Below are 16443 nucleotides of genomic sequence, written 5' to 3'. Positions count from 1 at the left end.
TTGAGAAATCAAGAGATAAAGATACAGGGCGCACGGGCGCATAACCTAAAAAACGTTGATATAACCATTCCTCGCGATAAACTGGTCGTTATGACAGGCTTGTCGGGATCAGGGAAATCTTCACTTGCCTTTGATACGATCTATGCGGAAGGACAGCGTCGCTACGTAGAGTCGCTGTCTTCTTATGCACGTCAATTTCTGGGACAGATGGACAAACCGGATGTGGATCTGATCGAAGGTTTGTCGCCGGCGATTTCAATCGACCAGAAAACGACGAGTAAAAATCCCCGTTCAACGGTTGCGACCGTCACGGAAATCTACGATTATATGCGTTTGATGTATGCCCGTGTCGGCAAAGCGATCTGCCCAAACCACGGCATCGAAATTTCTTCGCAGACCATCGAGCAAATGGTGGACCGGCTGGTTGTTTATCCGGAGCGTACTAAAATGCAGATTCTGGCTCCGCTCGTCTCAGGCAGAAAAGGGACGCACGCCAAATTATTTGAAGACATCAAAAAACAGGGCTATGTCCGTGTAAGAGTCAACGGCGAATTATTCGACCTCGACGATAATATTGAACTTGATAAAAATAAGAAACATTCAATAGAAGTTGTTATTGACCGCATTGTCATGAAGGAAGGCATTGCACCGCGTCTCAGTGATTCGCTTGAATCCGCTTTGCGCCTGAGTGACGGGCGCGTGCTGGTGGACGTCATGGAACAGGAGGAATTACTGTTCAGCGAACATCATGCCTGTCCGATCTGTGGATTCTCAATCGGCGAATTGGAACCCCGCATGTTTTCATTCAACTCCCCGTTCGGAGCTTGTGCGGAATGTGATGGACTCGGCCATAAACTGGAAGTTGATCCGGAACTCGTCGTACCGGATTGGAGCTTGTCATTAAACGACCATGCCATTGCACCGTGGAAACCGAGCAGTTCCCAGTATTATCCGCAATTACTGAAGGCATTGTGCAAACATTATAAAATTGATATGGATGTGCCGGTAAGTGAACTCCCTGAAGAGCATATGAATCTGGTTCTGCGCGGTTCGGGCAGTGAAAAAATCCGTTTCCGGTATGAAAATGATTATGGGCAAATCCGGGACAATCACATCAATTTTGAAGGCGTCTTATCGAATGTGGACCGCCGTTACCGCGAAACTTCATCTGACTATACGCGGGAACAAATGGAAAAATATATGGCTGAGCAGGCTTGTCCGGCATGCACGGGATACCGCCTGAAACCGGAATCGCTGGCAGTGAAAGTAAATGGGCTGCATATCGGCAAAGTTTCGGAATTCTCGATTGTTGAAGCGGATAGTTTCTTCAAAAATCTGGAACTCTCAGAAAAAGATATGCAAATTTCTTTATTGATTCTTCGGGAAATCAAAGAGCGGCTGGGCTTCCTGATTAATGTGGGTCTCGATTACCTGACTTTGAACCGGGCTTCCGGAACCATGTCGGGGGGAGAAGCACAGCGTATCCGTCTGGCGACACAAATCGGCTCCCGTCTGTCAGGTGTCCTCTATATATTGGATGAACCATCCATCGGACTCCATCAGCGTGATAACGACCGGCTGATTAATACGCTGAAAAATATGCGGGATATAGGCAATACACTGATAGTGGTAGAGCACGATGAAGACACGATGCTGGCGGCGGATTATTTGATTGATATCGGTCCAGGCGCAGGCGTACATGGCGGTGAAATCATCGCTGCGGGAACTCCCGAGAAAGTGATGAAAAATAGAAAGTCGCTTACCGGTCAATATTTAAGCGGCAAAAAATTTATACCGCTTCCGGCTGAACGCAGAAAACCGGATGGACGTTCCATATCGATCCGCGGCGCAAGCGAAAACAATCTTAAAAAAGTGGATGTCGATATACCGATTGGTGTATTTACAGCCGTAACCGGCGTATCTGGTTCCGGTAAAAGTACGCTGGTCAACGAAATCCTCTACAAGACACTGGCTAGCAAGCTGAACAAAGCGAAGATCAAACCAGGCAAAACTGAATCGGTAAAAGGATACGAACAGCTGGAAAAAGTCATCGATATTGACCAGTCACCGATCGGACGCACGCCTCGTTCAAATCCCGCGACATATACAGGGGTTTTTGACGATATCCGCGATGTCTATGCCAAAACGAATGAAGCGAAAGTGCGCGGCTACCAAAAAGGGCGATTCAGCTTCAACGTCAAGGGCGGTCGCTGTGAAGCTTGCCGTGGAGATGGTATTATTAAAATAGAAATGCACTTCCTGCCTGATGTTTACGTACCGTGTGAAGTATGCCACGGAAAACGTTACAACAGGGAAACGCTGGAAGTGAAATATAAAGATAAGAGCATCGCGGATGTATTGGCGATGACCGTTGAGGATGCGTATTCATTTTTCGAAAATGTACCGAAAATCAACCGCAAACTCAAAACAATCGTCGATGTGGGCCTTGGCTATGTTACGATGGGCCAACCGGCAACCACATTATCCGGTGGTGAAGCTCAGCGTGTGAAATTGGCATCAGAGCTTCACAAACGATCAAACGGCAAATCCTTCTATATTCTGGATGAGCCGACAACCGGATTGCATGCGGATGACATTTCCCGCTTGCTGAAAGTGCTGCAGAAACTGGTTGATAACGGCGATACTGTTCTGACGATTGAACACAATCTGGATGTCATCAAAACAGCCGACTATCTTATCGATCTTGGGCCGGAAGGCGGCGACAAAGGCGGTACTATTCTCGCTACTGGAACCCCGGAAGAAATCGCCGAGGTTAAAAATTCATACACCGGGAAGTATTTGAAACCGATTCTGGAACGTGACCGGGCAAGAATGGAAGCAAAAGTCAATAAAGCAAGCCGCCGGAAAAAAACAGTAAAATGAAACCTTTTTAGGCACCGAACGTATCAATGATAAGAAATTATTTTTCATAAACGAACGATGAGGAGGCCGCACTACATGCAAAGTGAAAAAGAACGCATATTGGATATGGTTGAAAATGGCACAATTTCGGCACGTGAAGCAGTCGAGTTATTGAAAGCGATTGACGGTGGAGGGGCTTCTGGCAGAGATTCCTCTTATGGCCGAGAAGATTATGGCCGCCGGGAAAAGCGCGGAAAACGCGGATTCTTCAGACCTGAAGACATGGTCAAGAAATTCTCTAAAGACTTTTCTAAGGATTTTTCGAAAAACGTTTCAAATGATATCAACCAAATTGGCGATCGCATGATGCAATTCATGCAGACGTCCGTCGGCAAGTTGAAAACGATGGAATTCGATTCGCCTTTCGGTGAAGCGTATCAATTTAATGAAACTTTTGCAGAAGAAGGCGCAGAAGTCAGCACAGTGATTGCGGATATTGCAAATGGGCAGCTGGAAATCTATCCTTCGCAGGATGGCATGCTGCGCGCCGAATGCAGCGTAAAAGCATATCGGGCTGAATCCGAAGAACAGGCGAAACGTGATTTCCAGGATAAGTTTGTGTTTATCGCGGATGATAATAAGCTGCGAATCATCAGCGAGCTAAAAACGACGCAAGTCAACGTTGTTCTTTATGTACCAGCGAAGCAATTCAATCAGATAACAGTCCGTCTGTTCAATGGCGGATTCTCGATGAAACGCATCGATGCGTCTTTATTGAAAGTGAAAACGGCAAACGGCAAAATCGAACTGAAGAACGGCGAGTTTGATGATGCGGAACTTGAAACTGCGAATGGTGCAATTCAAGTTCAGGACGTTAAAGGGAAAGTGCTTGAAACTGAGACCTTGAACGGCCGAATTTATGTGGATGGCGATATTCAAACGATTGAGACGAAGTCGCTTAACGGCAATGTCGTAGTCACTTCCCGCTGTAAGGAAGCGCGGAAAGTGGAAGCGAAAACCCTGGCCGGCAATGTGGAATTATATATCCCTTCCCATCTGCCATTGAAGGGTCAAGTATCATCCAACCTTGGGAAAATGGACGTGCTGTTATCAGACGTCGACCATACCCACGAGCAAGGGCAGTTTATGCAGAAAACGGTCCGTTTCTCTAAAGAAGACGGAGCAGCAACAGCGGCACCAATGCTCGTCTATGGCGAAACGAAAACAGGATCTGTTTTGGTCCGCTATCTGACAGTCGAATAAAATAAATAAAGCGGATGCCTCCAGGGCATCCGCTTTTTTCTGTTCAATTTACTAAAATAAGGTCAAAACATGAACATGATGACACCGATCACAATGATCAATGTGACTAGAATGACAATGCCGAGCAGGGTCATAAGAACACCAAAACCGCGCCAGCTCGAAAAGCCATGAACCACTCCAATCGCTTTGGAAGAAATGACGATTGACCAGATGGAAGCTGTCGCCGTGAGCAGCGTCAAGAATAAGTAAGCTCCGAGAGATATGGAAGTTATACCGAAAGCTTCAGGCACCATGAAAAACCTTTCACCGTAATAAAGTGCGAAAATGATCAAGACAGGTACGACAAATACTTGTGGAATCATCATGGGACCTATGGCAATCGCCATATCCCGCAGTTTCCCGTGGCCACCGTATAATTTACCGATGCCGGTATATAAAAGAGTGCTGATTCCCAAATTCAGCAGGCCACTTATGAGGCCGGTAGTCAATATCCCGAGTGACAATAATACAGGAGACAGGTCAAGAAACCAGCCGGAATCCTGAAGTGTGGTTATAACTCCGCCGATTCCTGCAATCATGACAAGCAGCACCGACAAACCGATTTTATTTTCTTCGATAAGTTGCCGGACAGTTTCTTTAGGCTGTGTCCAAATTGATAGTATAGGATTTGTTTTCATTTTTATCCCCCTTGAGTATCTTCTTAATGGCCTTAAGCAATCCTTCTCTATATGTAAAATTGTACCATACGGTATTGGGAGAAAACAGGAGCTGTTAAAAAAAACGATTAAAAGAAAACCTGCGAGCAGACAAACTGCTCACAGGTTTTTAAGATTTGGGCGGATATAGGTTCTGCAAAAAATGAATCGAACGGGTAATGAGCTTTTTCAGTACTTCCACCTCGATGTCATCGACTTTATTGATATAGACGCAGGCTTTGCCCGATGTATGCTTGCCGAAATCGTCCAATAGTTCCTGGCGTTCCTGATCACCTGTTGCGAAATAAAGACTGATTTTCGCCTTGCGGGGGGAAAAGCCGACAAGTGGCGCATCCCCTTCATGACCGGACGCATATACATAATGATAAGAACCGAAACCGATAATGCTGTTTCCCCACATTTTCGCTTCATAACCTGAAGTTTGTTCAAATATCTCAAGCAGATGATAGGCATCTTCCCGCTTCTTGGGACTGTCGACACTTTCAATAAACTCCAAAACATCCGCGTCTGTTTCTTTTGTTTTTTGCTCGTACACAGCCATTCCTCTTTTCGTTTTTAATTTGAAAAACTTAAGATTCTGTTACTTACAGTTTAGCAGATTTGACTTGGATATAATCGAAAGAACGGGAAAAGGGGCGCGTTTGCTTTAATTTCAATATTTCCATGTTAAAATAATATCATTAATGCATGAAAACAAAGGGAACCCGTGAAGTATCGGAATTCTCATAGAGATGAAATGAGGGGAAAAGATGGGCCAGGTAACAACGAAACAAGTAATGGAAACTTTCGATTTGAAGTTGATCAGCGGCGAAGAAGGCATTGGCCGCCATATACCAATCAGCGATATCTCACGGCCGGGTCTTGAAATGGCGGGTTATTTTACTCATTACCCTGCAAACCGGGTGCAATTGCTCGGGAAGACCGAACTATCGTTCTTCGCGATGCTGGATGCTGCAGACCGTAAAGACCGGATGCTGAAATTATGCACCGATGATACACCGGCAATTATTGTTTCCCATGATGAGAAAGTGCCGCAGGAATTGATCGATGCATCTTCCAAGAGACATGTGCCGGTCATGAGCACGAAAATGTCGACAACCAGATTTTCAAGTCTGCTGACGAATTATCTGGAAAGCCAATTGGCGCCTACAACCGCAGTCCACGGAGTGCTGGTGGATATTTATGGTGTAGGGGTATTAATCACCGGCAAAAGCGGCGTCGGTAAAAGTGAGACTGCGCTGGAACTTGTTAAAAAAGGCCATCGCCTGGTAGCTGATGATTGCGTCGAAATTCACCAGGAAGGCGAAAATACACTTGTTGGCCATCCGCCGAAATTGATTGAGCACCTGCTGGAAATTCGGGGTGTCGGCATCATTGACATCATGACTTTATTCGGTGCAAGCGCCGTCCGTACATTCAAGCGGATTTCACTGGTCATTGACCTGGAGCTATGGGATGCGGAAAAAACTTATGATCGTTTGGGACTAGAGGAAGAAAAAATGCGCATCATCGATACGGATTTGACGAAGCTTACTATTCCTGTCCGTCCAGGGCGGAACTTATCGGTTATAATCGAAGTTGCTGCGATGAATTATCGTCTGAAACGGATGGGTGTCAATGCAGCCGAAGAGTTTTCAAAACGCCTGGATGATGTAATTTCGATGGATACAAATTAAAGGAATGGGTAGGTGCGGCAAATGTTTTCAGTTTTAGGGTCGATTGATCCGGTTGCGTTCAGCTTGGGGCCAATCAGTGTTCATTGGTATGGTGTAATCATCGCCACCGGTATCGTTATCGCATTTTTAGTGGGACAGCGCGAAATGGTCAAACGCGGAATGCATCCGGAGTTTTTGACGGATCTGCTGATTTGGGCAGTGCCTTTGGCGATAGTGGGAGCGAGAATTTATTATGTAATATTTGAATGGGATAATTATAAAGACAATCCAGGAGAAATTATAGCGATTTGGAACGGCGGATTAGCCATTCACGGAGCTTTGATCATGTCGGTTATCGTCGCATATATTTTTACGAAAAAACGCAATACACCATTTTTAAAAGTGGCGGATATTCTTGCGCCTAGTATTCTGATTGGACAGGCAATCGGCCGTTGGGGAAATTTCATCAATCAGGAAGCGCACGGCGGCGAAGTTTCAAGAGCATTTCTTGAAAACCTCTTCATACCAGATTGGATCATCAATCATATGTACATAGATGGAGCCTATTATCACCCGACATTTCTTTATGAATCTTTGTGGAGCTTTGTCGGCATCATCATTCTATTATTGTTGCGCCGGGTCAATCTTGTCCGCGGGGAAATGTTTTTCTTCTATATGATATGGTATTCTGTCGGCCGTTACTTCATCGAGGGAATGCGTACAGACAGCCTTTATGTATTTGGGATAGAAGGGTTAAGAACAGCGCAGCTCGTGTCCATTCTAGCGATTATCATCGCAGTCGTGCTGATCATCTATCGCAGAGTAACGCTTAAAAATCCGCCAAGATATCTGGATGAACCGGCGGAACCAAAAAAGAAATCAAATAAAAAGCCGAAAAAGAAATAAAGACTCAACTCAACTTGCCGAATAGAAAGAAGAGATAAACGAATGTCGACTTTGAAAAATGGCCTGATGGCAGGCTTGAAAACAACATGGGCATTGGGGAAAATCATTTTTCCGATAACACTTTTGGTGACAATGCTCCAATTTACACCCGTTTTGCCGTTTATCGTTGATCTGGTAGCGCCATTCATGAGCATATTCGGATTAAGTGGCGACGCAGCGATTCCTTTGGTTTTAGGGAACGCGTTAAATTTGTATGCGGGGATTGCTGGCATTCTGTCACTTGAACTGACAGTGAAGGAAGTATTTATCCTTGCGGTCATGTTGTCCTTTTCCCATAATATGTTCATCGAAACCGGAGTGGCTTTGAAGGTTGGCGTGAAACTTTGGGTAGTCCTTGTGGTCCGTTTCGGGCTTGCGGCACTTTCCGGCATCATTATCAACCTGGCTTGGCCTGGCGGTGGTGAAATTGCGCAATACGGATTTACACCTGAAGCCGTGGCTGCGCCAGAAGGCTGGTTTGCTATATTCCTATTGGGATTGGAAAAAGCGGGATTCGGCGTTCTGCAGCTGGCAATCATCGTAATTCCGCTGATGCTTGCAATTCAAATTTTAAAAGATACGAAATACCTTAACCGTATTTCCGATATGATGGGGCCGCTCACACGAGTGCTTGGCGTTCAGAAAAACACTTCGTTGACATTGGCGTCTGGTCTGATTTTTGGACTGGCGATGGGAGCGGGTGTCATGATCCAAGCGGTTCAGGAGGATGGAGTCAGTAAGAAAGACGCAACGTTGGCCTTTATCTTTCTTGTGGCCTGCCACGCGATTGTAGAAGATACGCTGATTTTCATCCCACTCGGCATTCCGATTTGGCCGCTTCTCGCAATACGTGTTGTTACCGCGCTTGCTTTGACGATCTTTGTATCGTATCTATGGCGCAAAGCTGAAGAAAATCGGAAGGAAGTGTTTTCTGCATGACGAAAAATATAACGACTTTATTATTCGATTTCGATGGAACATTACTGAACACGAATGAATTGATCATCCATACATTTTCAACTGTGCTGGATAAGCATTTTCCGAATAGCTATGGAAGAGATGATATTCTTCAATTTATAGGGCCTTCTCTGAAACAGACTTTTGAAACGATTGCGCCGTCCAGAACTGAGGAACTGATCAAAGAATATCGCGAACTGAATTTGGCGCTTCATGACGAGATGGTTTCGGTTTATGACGGTGTGGAAGAAACGCTTTACCTTCTCAAAAACAGAGGAATGAAGATGGCGATTGTTTCGACTAAGAAAAGAGACACGATCCTTCACGGACTCCGACTCATGGGGGTATCGGAATTATTTGATACGGTCATCAGTCTTGATGACGTCGAAAATCCTAAACCCGACCCAGAACCGATTTTGAAAGCTTTGAAAGAATTGTCTTCAAGTGCAGCGGAATCCCTGATGATCGGAGATAACTCCCACGATATAGAAGGCGGTAAAAATGCGGGAGTCCGCACGGCAGGAGTTGCCTGGTCCGCAAAAGGCGAGGATTTCCTCTCTTCTTTCAACCCGGACTACATGCTGCAGCATATCAGTGATCTTCTTGAATTGGTGAAAGAGGAATCGGCATGAGAAAGACCGAGCGGCATTTTGTGACCGGTCCGAATTCACTTTGGCATGTTTATAAAACTGTACCGTTTTGGAAAGTAGCTAAAAATTTCGTCGTTATCCAAATGGCCCGCTATACACCGTTCCTGCCGATGAAAAACTGGCTGTATAAGAATTTTCTCGGCATGAAAATAGGAGAGCATTCATCATTCGCGTTGATGGTGATGCTGGATGTCATGTTTCCGGAACGCATTTCTGTCGGCAGAAATTCAGTGATCGGGTATAACACCACGATTCTTGCACATGAATATTTGATCGAAGAATATCGTCTGGGAGATGTCATTATCGGGGACCGCGTGATGATCGGTGCAAACAGCACGATTCTGCCAGGTATAACGATAGGTGACGGAGCAATTGTTTCCGCCGCTACACTTGTGCACAAGGATGTGCCGACCGGAGCGTTTGTCGGAGGCAATCCGATGCAAATCATTTACACAGCTGAACAGATGGCAGAACGCGAGGAAAAATCCCGGGAGCAGTAGCTCTTGGGATTTTTAAAATTTTCGAGAAAACGAAGAACTCTTTAAACATTACGCTATAGGTGGACGCTTTCCGCTTCGTTCTGGATTAGCGTAGAGTTTAAGTGCTTACTTTATTAAACGGATATTGAAGTTAAATGTTTCTCATTTAAGAAAGCTATTTGAGATATGGAGCAAAACAGCGAAGACTCCCAGGGGAATAGAAACGGAGTTGGCTTTCCAACTCCGTTTCGAGTGAAGTGCTGAGATCCACTCGGGCGAAGTGGAACGAGCACGAGTTAGCTCAGCTCGAGCCCCCAGGAAAGCGCAGCTGTTTTGAGCAATATCGGTTTTCACTTTATTTTTTCAACAAGCCAAAAATCCTAGGAGCAATAGCTTCCGGGATTTTTTTGCCTTATTCTTGACCTTCAACCATAATATACGATAAAATAATAATTACTTTATTACATTAGTGAACTAAAGTAAAATATCCATAAATAGGAAGTGAATTTATGACAATCCAAATGTTCGAAAAACCGCTGGGCATGCGTGATGATTTTCCCTCAATCGTAAAAAGGAAGTCTAAGCTCAGCAAAGTGGGTATAAAGATAATGGAGCAATTCGGCTATGAGATGCTGCAGACTCCGAGTTTGGAATACTACGAAACAATCGGCAAGATTTCGGCGATTGCTGACAATCAATTATTCAAATTGCTGGATAATCAAGGGCAGACATTAGTGCTGCGGCCGGATATGACATCACCGATTGCACGCGTAGCCGCATCCAAATTATTAAAAGAGAAGATGCCTGTACGTCTCGGTTACTACTCAAATGTATTTCGTGCTCAATTGAGAGAAGGCGGACGCCCTGCGGAATTCGAGCAAATGGGTGTCGAGCTGATCGGTGATGAATCGCTTTACGCCGATGCAGAAGTCATTCTTTTAGCGACAGAAATTCTGCGCGGTCTGAATGTCGAATCAGGGCGCATTGTCATTGGCCATACCCAATTGCTGCAGCAAGTATTGCGGGGATATGGGCTTGATGAAGTGCTGGCGGAGAAGCTGCGTGCTGAAATGGTGGCGAAAAACAAAGTCGCTTACGAAAATATGGTCGATAACCTGGTTGATGACGCCGCTGTGAAAAGTTCTCTTAAAAAGATCATGAACACAACTCGTCTCGAAGACTGGGAGCAGTGGATCGATCAAACAGATCCCTTTCAGCGGTCGCTCTATGAGGATATATGCAAACTGAAAACCCTTTTGGACCGCAACGGTTTAGATGAGTTCGTCACTTATGACCTTTCATTTACGAGCCACATGACTTATTACACCGGCATGGTTTTTGAAATCTACGGAGAAGGCAGCGGTTTTCCACTCGGCAACGGCGGCCGTTATGACGGCTTGATGAAGCAATTCGGGTTGCATGTTGGAGCTACCGGTTTCGGTCTTCGCGTCGATCGACTGCTGGAAGCAATGCCGGCTGAACAGGAAGGTATTGAGCATACCCTGATTTTATTCAACGAAGAAAATGAAGAAAATGCTCATAATGAAGCGAATACACTAAGAACAGCGGGTGAGAGAGTGACGCTTCAATTCGCTCCTGCTGTGAAAGCCCAGGAAGAATTCAGTTCACTGTTCTCTAAAGTTGTTCGAATGGACGGTGAAGAAAATGGATAATCTGACAATTGCGATGCCGAAAGGCCGGATTTTTGAAGAGGCCTATGAACTCCTGGTAAAGGCAGGTTTTGACTTGCCAGAGGAATTGGACGATTCCCGTAAATTGATTGTGGAAGCGCCAAATGAAGGTTTCCGTTTTATTTTGTCGAAACCGATGGATGTGCCTGTTTATGTGGAGCATGGTGTAGCCGACATCGGCATTGCCGGAAAAGATGTGCTGCTTGAGCAGGCGAGGGATATCCATGAGCTGCTGGATCTTGAAATCAGCCGCTGCTATATCGCGACTGCAGGTTTACCGGATACGAAAATGGATGAAATGACTCCGCGGATTGCTACGAAATATCCGGACATTGCTTCGCAGTTTTTCCGCAGCCGAGGGGAGCAGGTTGAAATCATCGAATTGAATGGTTCAATTGAGCTGGCTCCGATGATCGGTTTGGCAGAACGAATTGTTGATATTGTTTCGACAGGCAAAACCTTGAAAGAAAATGGATTGGTTGAATACGATAAAATTGTAGATATCACTTCACGGCTTATTGCGAATCCGGTCAGCTATCGGCTGAAACAGAAAAGGATAGATGAAATCGTGGAGCGTTTAAGAAAGTAGGCGTTATGATGAAAATCACCCGATTGTCGTCCGCAGTTTCCATCAGAAGAACTGGCGGAAATGCCACAACGGAACAAATAGATGCTGTAAAAAGAATTATTCAGACTGTGCGTGAAGAAGGGGATGCTGCACTGATCCGCTTTGCGAAAAAATGGGATAACGCTGACTTATCCGATTTGAGGGTTTCATGGGAAGAAATTGATGAGGCAGTAAAGCGGTTCGATCCACAATTATTAAGCGACCTGATAGAAGCTGCGGAAAATATTCGTAAGTACCATGAAAATCAAAAGCAGGAAGGATATAAAGTAACCCAGGAAAATGGTTCTTATATCGGACAGCGTGTAACAGCCATCGATTCCGCTGGCTTATACGTCCCGGGCGGAACAGCCGCCTATCCTTCTTCGGTTCTGATGAACGTTATTCCCGCACAGGCAGCAGGCGTCCAAAGAATTGTACTGATTTCACCTCCTGCAGAAGACGGTTCCTTGTCCGACGGTGTATTAGCGGCTGCTCATATTCTTGGTATTGATGAAATCTATAAATCCGGTGGAGCGCAGGCAATCGCAGCGCTTGCATACGGTACAGAATCCATCGCGCCGGTCGACAAGATAACAGGCCCAGGAAACATTTTCGTGGCACTGGCCAAAAGCGAAGTGAATGGAGACGTGGCGATCGACATGATTGCTGGTCCAAGTGAAATCGCCATTATAGCCGATGCAACAGCTTATCCCGATGAAATTGCAGCAGATCTATTGTCGCAGGCAGAACACGATCCGATGGCGAGTGCGGTGCTGTTGACGAATGATGAAATATTGGCAAAAGAAGTATCAGATGAAGTCGAGAGACAATTGACAGAATTGCCGCGGCAGTCGATTGCCCGGGCAGCTATCGAAGGTTTCGGCGCAATTTATCTCGGAGAAACAATGGCAGAACTGATAGATGCGGCCAATCAATTGGCACCTGAACATCTTGAAATCATGACAGCGAACGCAGTGGAAGATGCTGAAAAGATTAAACATGCAGGCGCTATCTTCATCGGGCGCTATTCATCGGAGCCGATTGGCGATTATTTTGCTGGCACCAATCACGTGTTGCCGACCAATAGCACAGCAAGGTTTTCAAGTGCTTTGTCGGTCTATGATTTTTTAAAACGGACGAGCATCATCCATTACAGCGAGCAGGCATGGCAGGACAATAAAGATAAGATTGCCCGGCTGGCAAGGCTTGAAGGATTGGAAGCCCATGCGAGGGCAGTGGAATCAAGGCAATGGAAAAAGGAGAATCAATCATGAGAAAAGCGGAACTGAAACGGAATACAAATGAAACAAAAATAGATATCGCATTTTCAATTGACGGCGAAGGCAAGGCGAATATCGAGACGGGTGTGCCGTTTATGGACCACATGCTGGATCTTTTCATCAAACACGGTTTATTTGATGGGGACATCAAAGCGGATGGCGATACGCATATCGATGATCATCACACGACTGAAGATATCGGTATTGTGCTGGGCCAGGCTGTCAGAGAAGCACTTGGAGATAAAAAAGGCATTCGCCGCTACGGTAATGCGTTTGTTCCGATGGATGACGCACTGGCGCAAGTGGTCATCGACTGTTCGAATCGTCCGCACCTTGAGTTCAGAGGCGATATTCCAAATGAAAAAGTAGGAACTTTTGATACGGAACTGGTTTATGAATTTTTATGGAAATTCGCACTTGAATCCCGCATGAATGTACACGTCATTATCCATTACGGCAAGAACACGCATCACATTATCGAAGCTGTTTTCAAAGCGCTCGCACGGGCACTTGATGAAGCGTCTTCAATAGACCCAAGGGTCAAAGGAGTGCCTTCGACAAAGGGGCTGTTAACATGATCATCGGCATCATCGATTACGGCATGGGCAATCTTTTTAGCGTTGAACAGGCTTTGAAAAAACTTGATTGCACAGTCATTCTTTCAGATGACCCGGAAACGCTGCTGGAAGCGGAAGCGATTCTTTTGCCAGGCGTCGGGGCGTTTCCCGATGCGATGGATTTGCTCGATTCAAAAGGTCTGTCGGAATTTATCCGTTCGCTGCCTGAAAAGGGGATACCGCTGCTCGGAATTTGTTTGGGAATGCAATTATTATATGAAGACAGTTCAGAAGTGCGGCTGACAAAAGGTCTTGGTCTCATTAAGGGTAATGTACGGCGATTTGAAAAAGGGACTTACCGCATCCCGCATATGGGATGGAACCGCCTTGAATTTACAATAATGCCCTTTTGGCTGAAAAGTCTGCAAGTCGATACGCATGTTTATTTTGTGCATTCATTTTACGTTACGGAAGCAGAGGAAACAGAGATTTTTGCGTCAGCCGAATACGGCAATATCAATGTTCCGGGAGTTGTCGGCAAGGGACTTGTTACGGGTATGCAATTTCATCCGGAAAAATCAGGTGATTTTGGCCATTATTTATTGGAACAATGGATCGCGAATGTCAGGGGGAACAATAATGAGCAACTTTCAAATCTATCCGGCAATTGACCTGAGAGGCGGTAAATGTGTCCGCCTGTTCCAGGGGGATTACGGACAGGAAACAGTATACGGCGATTCGCCTGTTGAGATGGCGAAAAAATTCGCGGAAGCGGGAGCGGAATGGCTGCATATGGTCGATTTGGACGGTGCAAAAGCCGGTCATCGAATCAATGATGAATCTGTAATCGGAGCCGCAAAACTGGGCTTGAAAGTTCAAGTGGGTGGGGGCATCCGGACAGCTGAAGATATCCGTTATTATTTGGATAACGGGGTGTCCCGCGTCATTATCGGAAGCCTGGCAATTCGTGAACCGGAATTGGTTGTTTCTTTCATTGAAGAGTTCGGTGCAGACCGCATTGTGATCGGCATCGACGCAAAAGATGGACTGGCTGCCACAGAAGGCTGGACGGAAACATCTGTGCAGCCAGCCACTGACGTCGCGCGTTTTTTTGTCTCAAAAGGGGCACGTCATTTTATCTATACCGACATAGCGACTGATGGTACATTGGCAGGGCCGAATATTGAAGCCAATAAACAATTGGTCGAGGATGGCTCAGCGGAAGTCATCGTTTCCGGTGGCATCGGCACTCTTGAAGATGTAGTGAATGTCAAAGCGGCGGCAGAAAGCAGTGCGATTGCCGGTGTCATCATCGGAAAAGCGCTCTATGAAGAGCGCTTTACATTGGAGGAGGCTTTGTCATGCTGACGAAACGCATTATTCCCTGCCTCGACGTGAAAGAGGGGCGAGTGGTTAAAGGAGTGAACTTTGTTTCCTTAAGAGATGCTGGAGATCCTGTCGAACTCGCCAGATTTTATGACAAACAAGGAGCAGATGAGCTGACATTCCTCGATATTTCCGCTTCACATGAAGGAAAAGAGACGATGGTTGAAGTCGTGAAAATCGTCGCCAGCGAATTATCGATTCCATTTACAGTGGGCGGAGGCATTCGGACACTTGAAGATATCAAGCGTATGCTTCGAGCTGGAGCAGATAAGGTTTCATTGAATACAGCCGCACTTGACCGTCCGGAATTGATCAAAGAAGGTGCCGACTTTTTCGGTTCACAATGCATCGTCGTTGCGATAGATGCCAAGTGGAACGGGAAAGGATGGGATGTCTATACTCACGGCGGCCGCAATAAAACAGAATGGGATGCCGTGGAATGGGCAAAACGCAGCGTTGAACTCGGTGCGGGCGAATTGTTGCTGACAAGCATGGACAAGGATGGTGCTAAAAACGGCTTTGATCTGGCTTTGACCGATGCAGTGAGAAGCGCAGTGGAAGTTCCGGTCATCGCAAGCGGCGGCGCTGGAAACCGTGAGCACTTCAAAGAGGTTTTTGAAAAAGTGGATGCCGACGCGGCACTTGCTGCATCGATTTTTCATTACAAAGAAACAAGCATTGCAGAAGTGAAAGACTTTCTGCGTACAGAAGGAGTGAATGTCAGATGAAACAATTGAAATACGATCAGGACGGTTTAGTGCCGGTAATTCTGCAGGACAGTGAAACAAAACAGGTGCTGACTTTGGCCTACGCCAATCAGGAAGCGATCGAAAAGACGATGGAGAATGGTGAAACTTGGCTCTATTCAAGAAGCCGCCAGGAATTATGGAATAAAGGAGCAACCAGCGGCAATACTCAAAAAGTCATTTCTGTGCAAGTGGACTGCGACGCTGATGCTGTAATCTATGAAGTGATTCCGAACGGACCTGCCTGCCATACGGGCGAGCAGTCGTGCTTCAATGAAACGATTTACGGAGAAAGCAAAGCGACAGCAGGAGACATGCTTGAAGAGCTGAAAGTTTTGATCCGCAACCGCCAGAGCGAAATGCCGGAAGGCGCCTACACAACTTATCTTTTTGAAGAAGGTGTAGATAAGATTTGTAAAAAAGTAGGCGAGGAAGCTGCTGAAGTGATCATTGCAGCGAAAAACCGGGACGCAGAAGAACTTTCAATGGAAACAGCCGATCTCTTTTATCACGTAATGGTCCTGCTGCAGGAACAGGGTGTGGATTTGAACCAGGTAATAGCTGTTTTAAAGGAGCGCCACCAGACAAAAACCGCAAGTAAATAAGCGCCGGATATGCTATAATTAAAGGATATTAAAGGGAAGGGCGA

At 45.9% G+C, this 16443-nt stretch carries 17 protein-coding genes; 15 read left to right on the top strand and 2 right to left on the bottom strand.

Annotation, left to right across the window (positions count from 1 at the left end; genetic code table 11):
- A complete protein-coding gene (gene uvrA / locus AC2Q9J_RS15405; RefSeq protein WP_499041321.1) occupies positions 1-2883 on the top strand; it encodes an excinuclease ABC subunit UvrA in 2883 nt (960 codons plus the stop codon).
- Between the two features lie 75 nt (positions 2884-2958).
- Positions 2959-4125 (top strand): DUF4097 family beta strand repeat-containing protein, encoded by a 1167-nt coding sequence (locus AC2Q9J_RS15400; protein WP_499041319.1) that lies wholly within the window; start codon positions 2959-2961, stop codon positions 4123-4125.
- Positions 4126-4187: 62 nt separating this feature from the next.
- Here AC2Q9J_RS15400 and AC2Q9J_RS15395 read toward each other — a convergent pair whose 3' ends face one another.
- Positions 4188-4802, bottom strand: a complete 615-nt coding sequence (locus AC2Q9J_RS15395; protein ID WP_499041317.1) for a YIP1 family protein — start codon at positions 4800-4802, stop codon at positions 4188-4190.
- 148 nt (positions 4803-4950) lie between these two features.
- Positions 4951-5376, bottom strand: coding sequence for a DUF1801 domain-containing protein (locus AC2Q9J_RS15390; RefSeq protein WP_499041315.1), 426 nt, complete (start codon positions 5374-5376; stop codon positions 4951-4953).
- 214 nt (positions 5377-5590) lie between these two features.
- Between AC2Q9J_RS15390 and hprK the strand changes: the two genes are divergently transcribed.
- The 13 genes from hprK (at position 5591) to hisIE (ending at position 16399) form a co-directional block, all read left to right on the top strand.
- The gene (gene hprK, locus AC2Q9J_RS15385) at positions 5591-6517 is read left to right on the top strand and encodes an HPr(Ser) kinase/phosphatase (RefSeq protein ID WP_499041313.1); all 927 of its coding nucleotides are present in this window, start codon (positions 5591-5593) and stop codon (positions 6515-6517) included.
- Between the two features lie 21 nt (positions 6518-6538).
- Positions 6539-7402, top strand: coding sequence for a prolipoprotein diacylglyceryl transferase (gene lgt / locus AC2Q9J_RS15380; RefSeq protein ID WP_499041311.1), 864 nt, complete (start codon positions 6539-6541; stop codon positions 7400-7402).
- Between the two features lie 42 nt (positions 7403-7444).
- A complete protein-coding gene (locus AC2Q9J_RS15375) occupies positions 7445-8380 on the top strand; it encodes a nucleoside recognition domain-containing protein (protein ID WP_499041309.1) in 936 nt (311 codons plus the stop codon).
- Complete coding sequence (gene ppaX, locus AC2Q9J_RS15370; protein ID WP_499041307.1) at positions 8377-9030, top strand: pyrophosphatase PpaX; 654 nt, start codon at positions 8377-8379, stop codon at positions 9028-9030. Before AC2Q9J_RS15375 ends, ppaX begins: the two co-directional genes overlap by 4 nt.
- Positions 9027-9548: an acyltransferase gene (locus AC2Q9J_RS15365; protein WP_499041305.1), complete on the top strand. Its 522-nt coding sequence runs from the start codon at positions 9027-9029 to the stop codon at positions 9546-9548. The genes ppaX and AC2Q9J_RS15365 overlap by 4 nt, the downstream gene beginning before the upstream one ends.
- 488 nt (positions 9549-10036) lie before the next feature.
- Positions 10037-11200 (top strand): ATP phosphoribosyltransferase regulatory subunit, encoded by a 1164-nt coding sequence (locus tag AC2Q9J_RS15360; protein WP_499041303.1) that lies wholly within the window; start codon positions 10037-10039, stop codon positions 11198-11200.
- Complete coding sequence (gene hisG, locus AC2Q9J_RS15355) at positions 11193-11807, top strand: ATP phosphoribosyltransferase (RefSeq protein ID WP_499041301.1); 615 nt, start codon at positions 11193-11195, stop codon at positions 11805-11807. The genes AC2Q9J_RS15360 and hisG overlap by 8 nt, the downstream gene beginning before the upstream one ends.
- An 8-nt stretch (positions 11808-11815) precedes the next feature.
- On the top strand, positions 11816-13099 hold the full coding sequence (gene hisD, locus AC2Q9J_RS15350; protein ID WP_499041299.1) for a histidinol dehydrogenase: 1284 nt from the start codon (positions 11816-11818) through the stop codon (positions 13097-13099).
- Positions 13096-13683 (top strand): imidazoleglycerol-phosphate dehydratase HisB, encoded by a 588-nt coding sequence (hisB, locus tag AC2Q9J_RS15345; RefSeq protein ID WP_499041297.1) that lies wholly within the window; start codon positions 13096-13098, stop codon positions 13681-13683. Before hisD ends, hisB begins: the two co-directional genes overlap by 4 nt.
- Entirely contained in the window at positions 13680-14333 is a 654-nt protein-coding gene (gene hisH, locus AC2Q9J_RS15340) for an imidazole glycerol phosphate synthase subunit HisH (RefSeq protein WP_499041295.1), read from the top strand. The genes hisB and hisH overlap by 4 nt, the downstream gene beginning before the upstream one ends.
- Entirely contained in the window at positions 14302-15030 is a 729-nt protein-coding gene (gene hisA, locus AC2Q9J_RS15335; protein WP_499041293.1) for a 1-(5-phosphoribosyl)-5-[(5-phosphoribosylamino)methylideneamino]imidazole-4-carboxamide isomerase, read from the top strand. Before hisH ends, hisA begins: the two co-directional genes overlap by 32 nt.
- Positions 15024-15776, top strand: coding sequence for an imidazole glycerol phosphate synthase subunit HisF (gene hisF, locus AC2Q9J_RS15330; RefSeq protein ID WP_499041291.1), 753 nt, complete (start codon positions 15024-15026; stop codon positions 15774-15776). Before hisA ends, hisF begins: the two co-directional genes overlap by 7 nt.
- Positions 15773-16399, top strand: coding sequence for a bifunctional phosphoribosyl-AMP cyclohydrolase/phosphoribosyl-ATP diphosphatase HisIE (hisIE, locus tag AC2Q9J_RS15325; protein ID WP_499041289.1), 627 nt, complete (start codon positions 15773-15775; stop codon positions 16397-16399). The genes hisF and hisIE overlap by 4 nt, the downstream gene beginning before the upstream one ends.
- The last annotated feature ends 44 nt before the right edge of the window (positions 16400-16443 follow it).

Source organism: Planococcus sp. RAB007_Raresut, assembly GCF_057369535.1.
This window is presented reverse-complemented; position numbering and strand designations above follow the sequence as displayed.

What these genes read in the sequence shown, in the direction of transcription:
- AC2Q9J_RS15400 (WP_499041319.1), top strand. Translation starts at nt 2,959, where the DNA reads ATGCAAAGTGAAAAAGAACGCATATTGGATATGGTTGAAAATGGCACA.
- AC2Q9J_RS15395 (WP_499041317.1), bottom strand. Translation starts at nt 4,802, where the DNA reads ATGAAAACAAATCCTATACTATCAATTTGGACACAGCCTAAAGAAACT.
- hprK (WP_499041313.1), top strand. Translation starts at nt 5,591, where the DNA reads ATGGGCCAGGTAACAACGAAACAAGTAATGGAAACTTTCGATTTGAAG.
- lgt (WP_499041311.1), top strand. Translation starts at nt 6,539, where the DNA reads ATGTTTTCAGTTTTAGGGTCGATTGATCCGGTTGCGTTCAGCTTGGGG.
- AC2Q9J_RS15375 (WP_499041309.1), top strand. Translation starts at nt 7,445, where the DNA reads ATGTCGACTTTGAAAAATGGCCTGATGGCAGGCTTGAAAACAACATGG.
- ppaX (WP_499041307.1), top strand. Translation starts at nt 8,377, where the DNA reads ATGACGAAAAATATAACGACTTTATTATTCGATTTCGATGGAACATTA.
- AC2Q9J_RS15365 (WP_499041305.1), top strand. Translation starts at nt 9,027, where the DNA reads ATGAGAAAGACCGAGCGGCATTTTGTGACCGGTCCGAATTCACTTTGG.
- AC2Q9J_RS15360 (WP_499041303.1), top strand. Translation starts at nt 10,037, where the DNA reads ATGACAATCCAAATGTTCGAAAAACCGCTGGGCATGCGTGATGATTTT.
- hisG (WP_499041301.1), top strand. Translation starts at nt 11,193, where the DNA reads ATGGATAATCTGACAATTGCGATGCCGAAAGGCCGGATTTTTGAAGAG.
- hisD (WP_499041299.1), top strand. Translation starts at nt 11,816, where the DNA reads ATGAAAATCACCCGATTGTCGTCCGCAGTTTCCATCAGAAGAACTGGC.
- hisB (WP_499041297.1), top strand. Translation starts at nt 13,096, where the DNA reads ATGAGAAAAGCGGAACTGAAACGGAATACAAATGAAACAAAAATAGAT.
- hisH (WP_499041295.1), top strand. Translation starts at nt 13,680, where the DNA reads ATGATCATCGGCATCATCGATTACGGCATGGGCAATCTTTTTAGCGTT.
- hisA (WP_499041293.1), top strand. Translation starts at nt 14,302, where the DNA reads ATGAGCAACTTTCAAATCTATCCGGCAATTGACCTGAGAGGCGGTAAA.
- hisF (WP_499041291.1), top strand. Translation starts at nt 15,024, where the DNA reads ATGCTGACGAAACGCATTATTCCCTGCCTCGACGTGAAAGAGGGGCGA.
- hisIE (WP_499041289.1), top strand. Translation starts at nt 15,773, where the DNA reads ATGAAACAATTGAAATACGATCAGGACGGTTTAGTGCCGGTAATTCTG.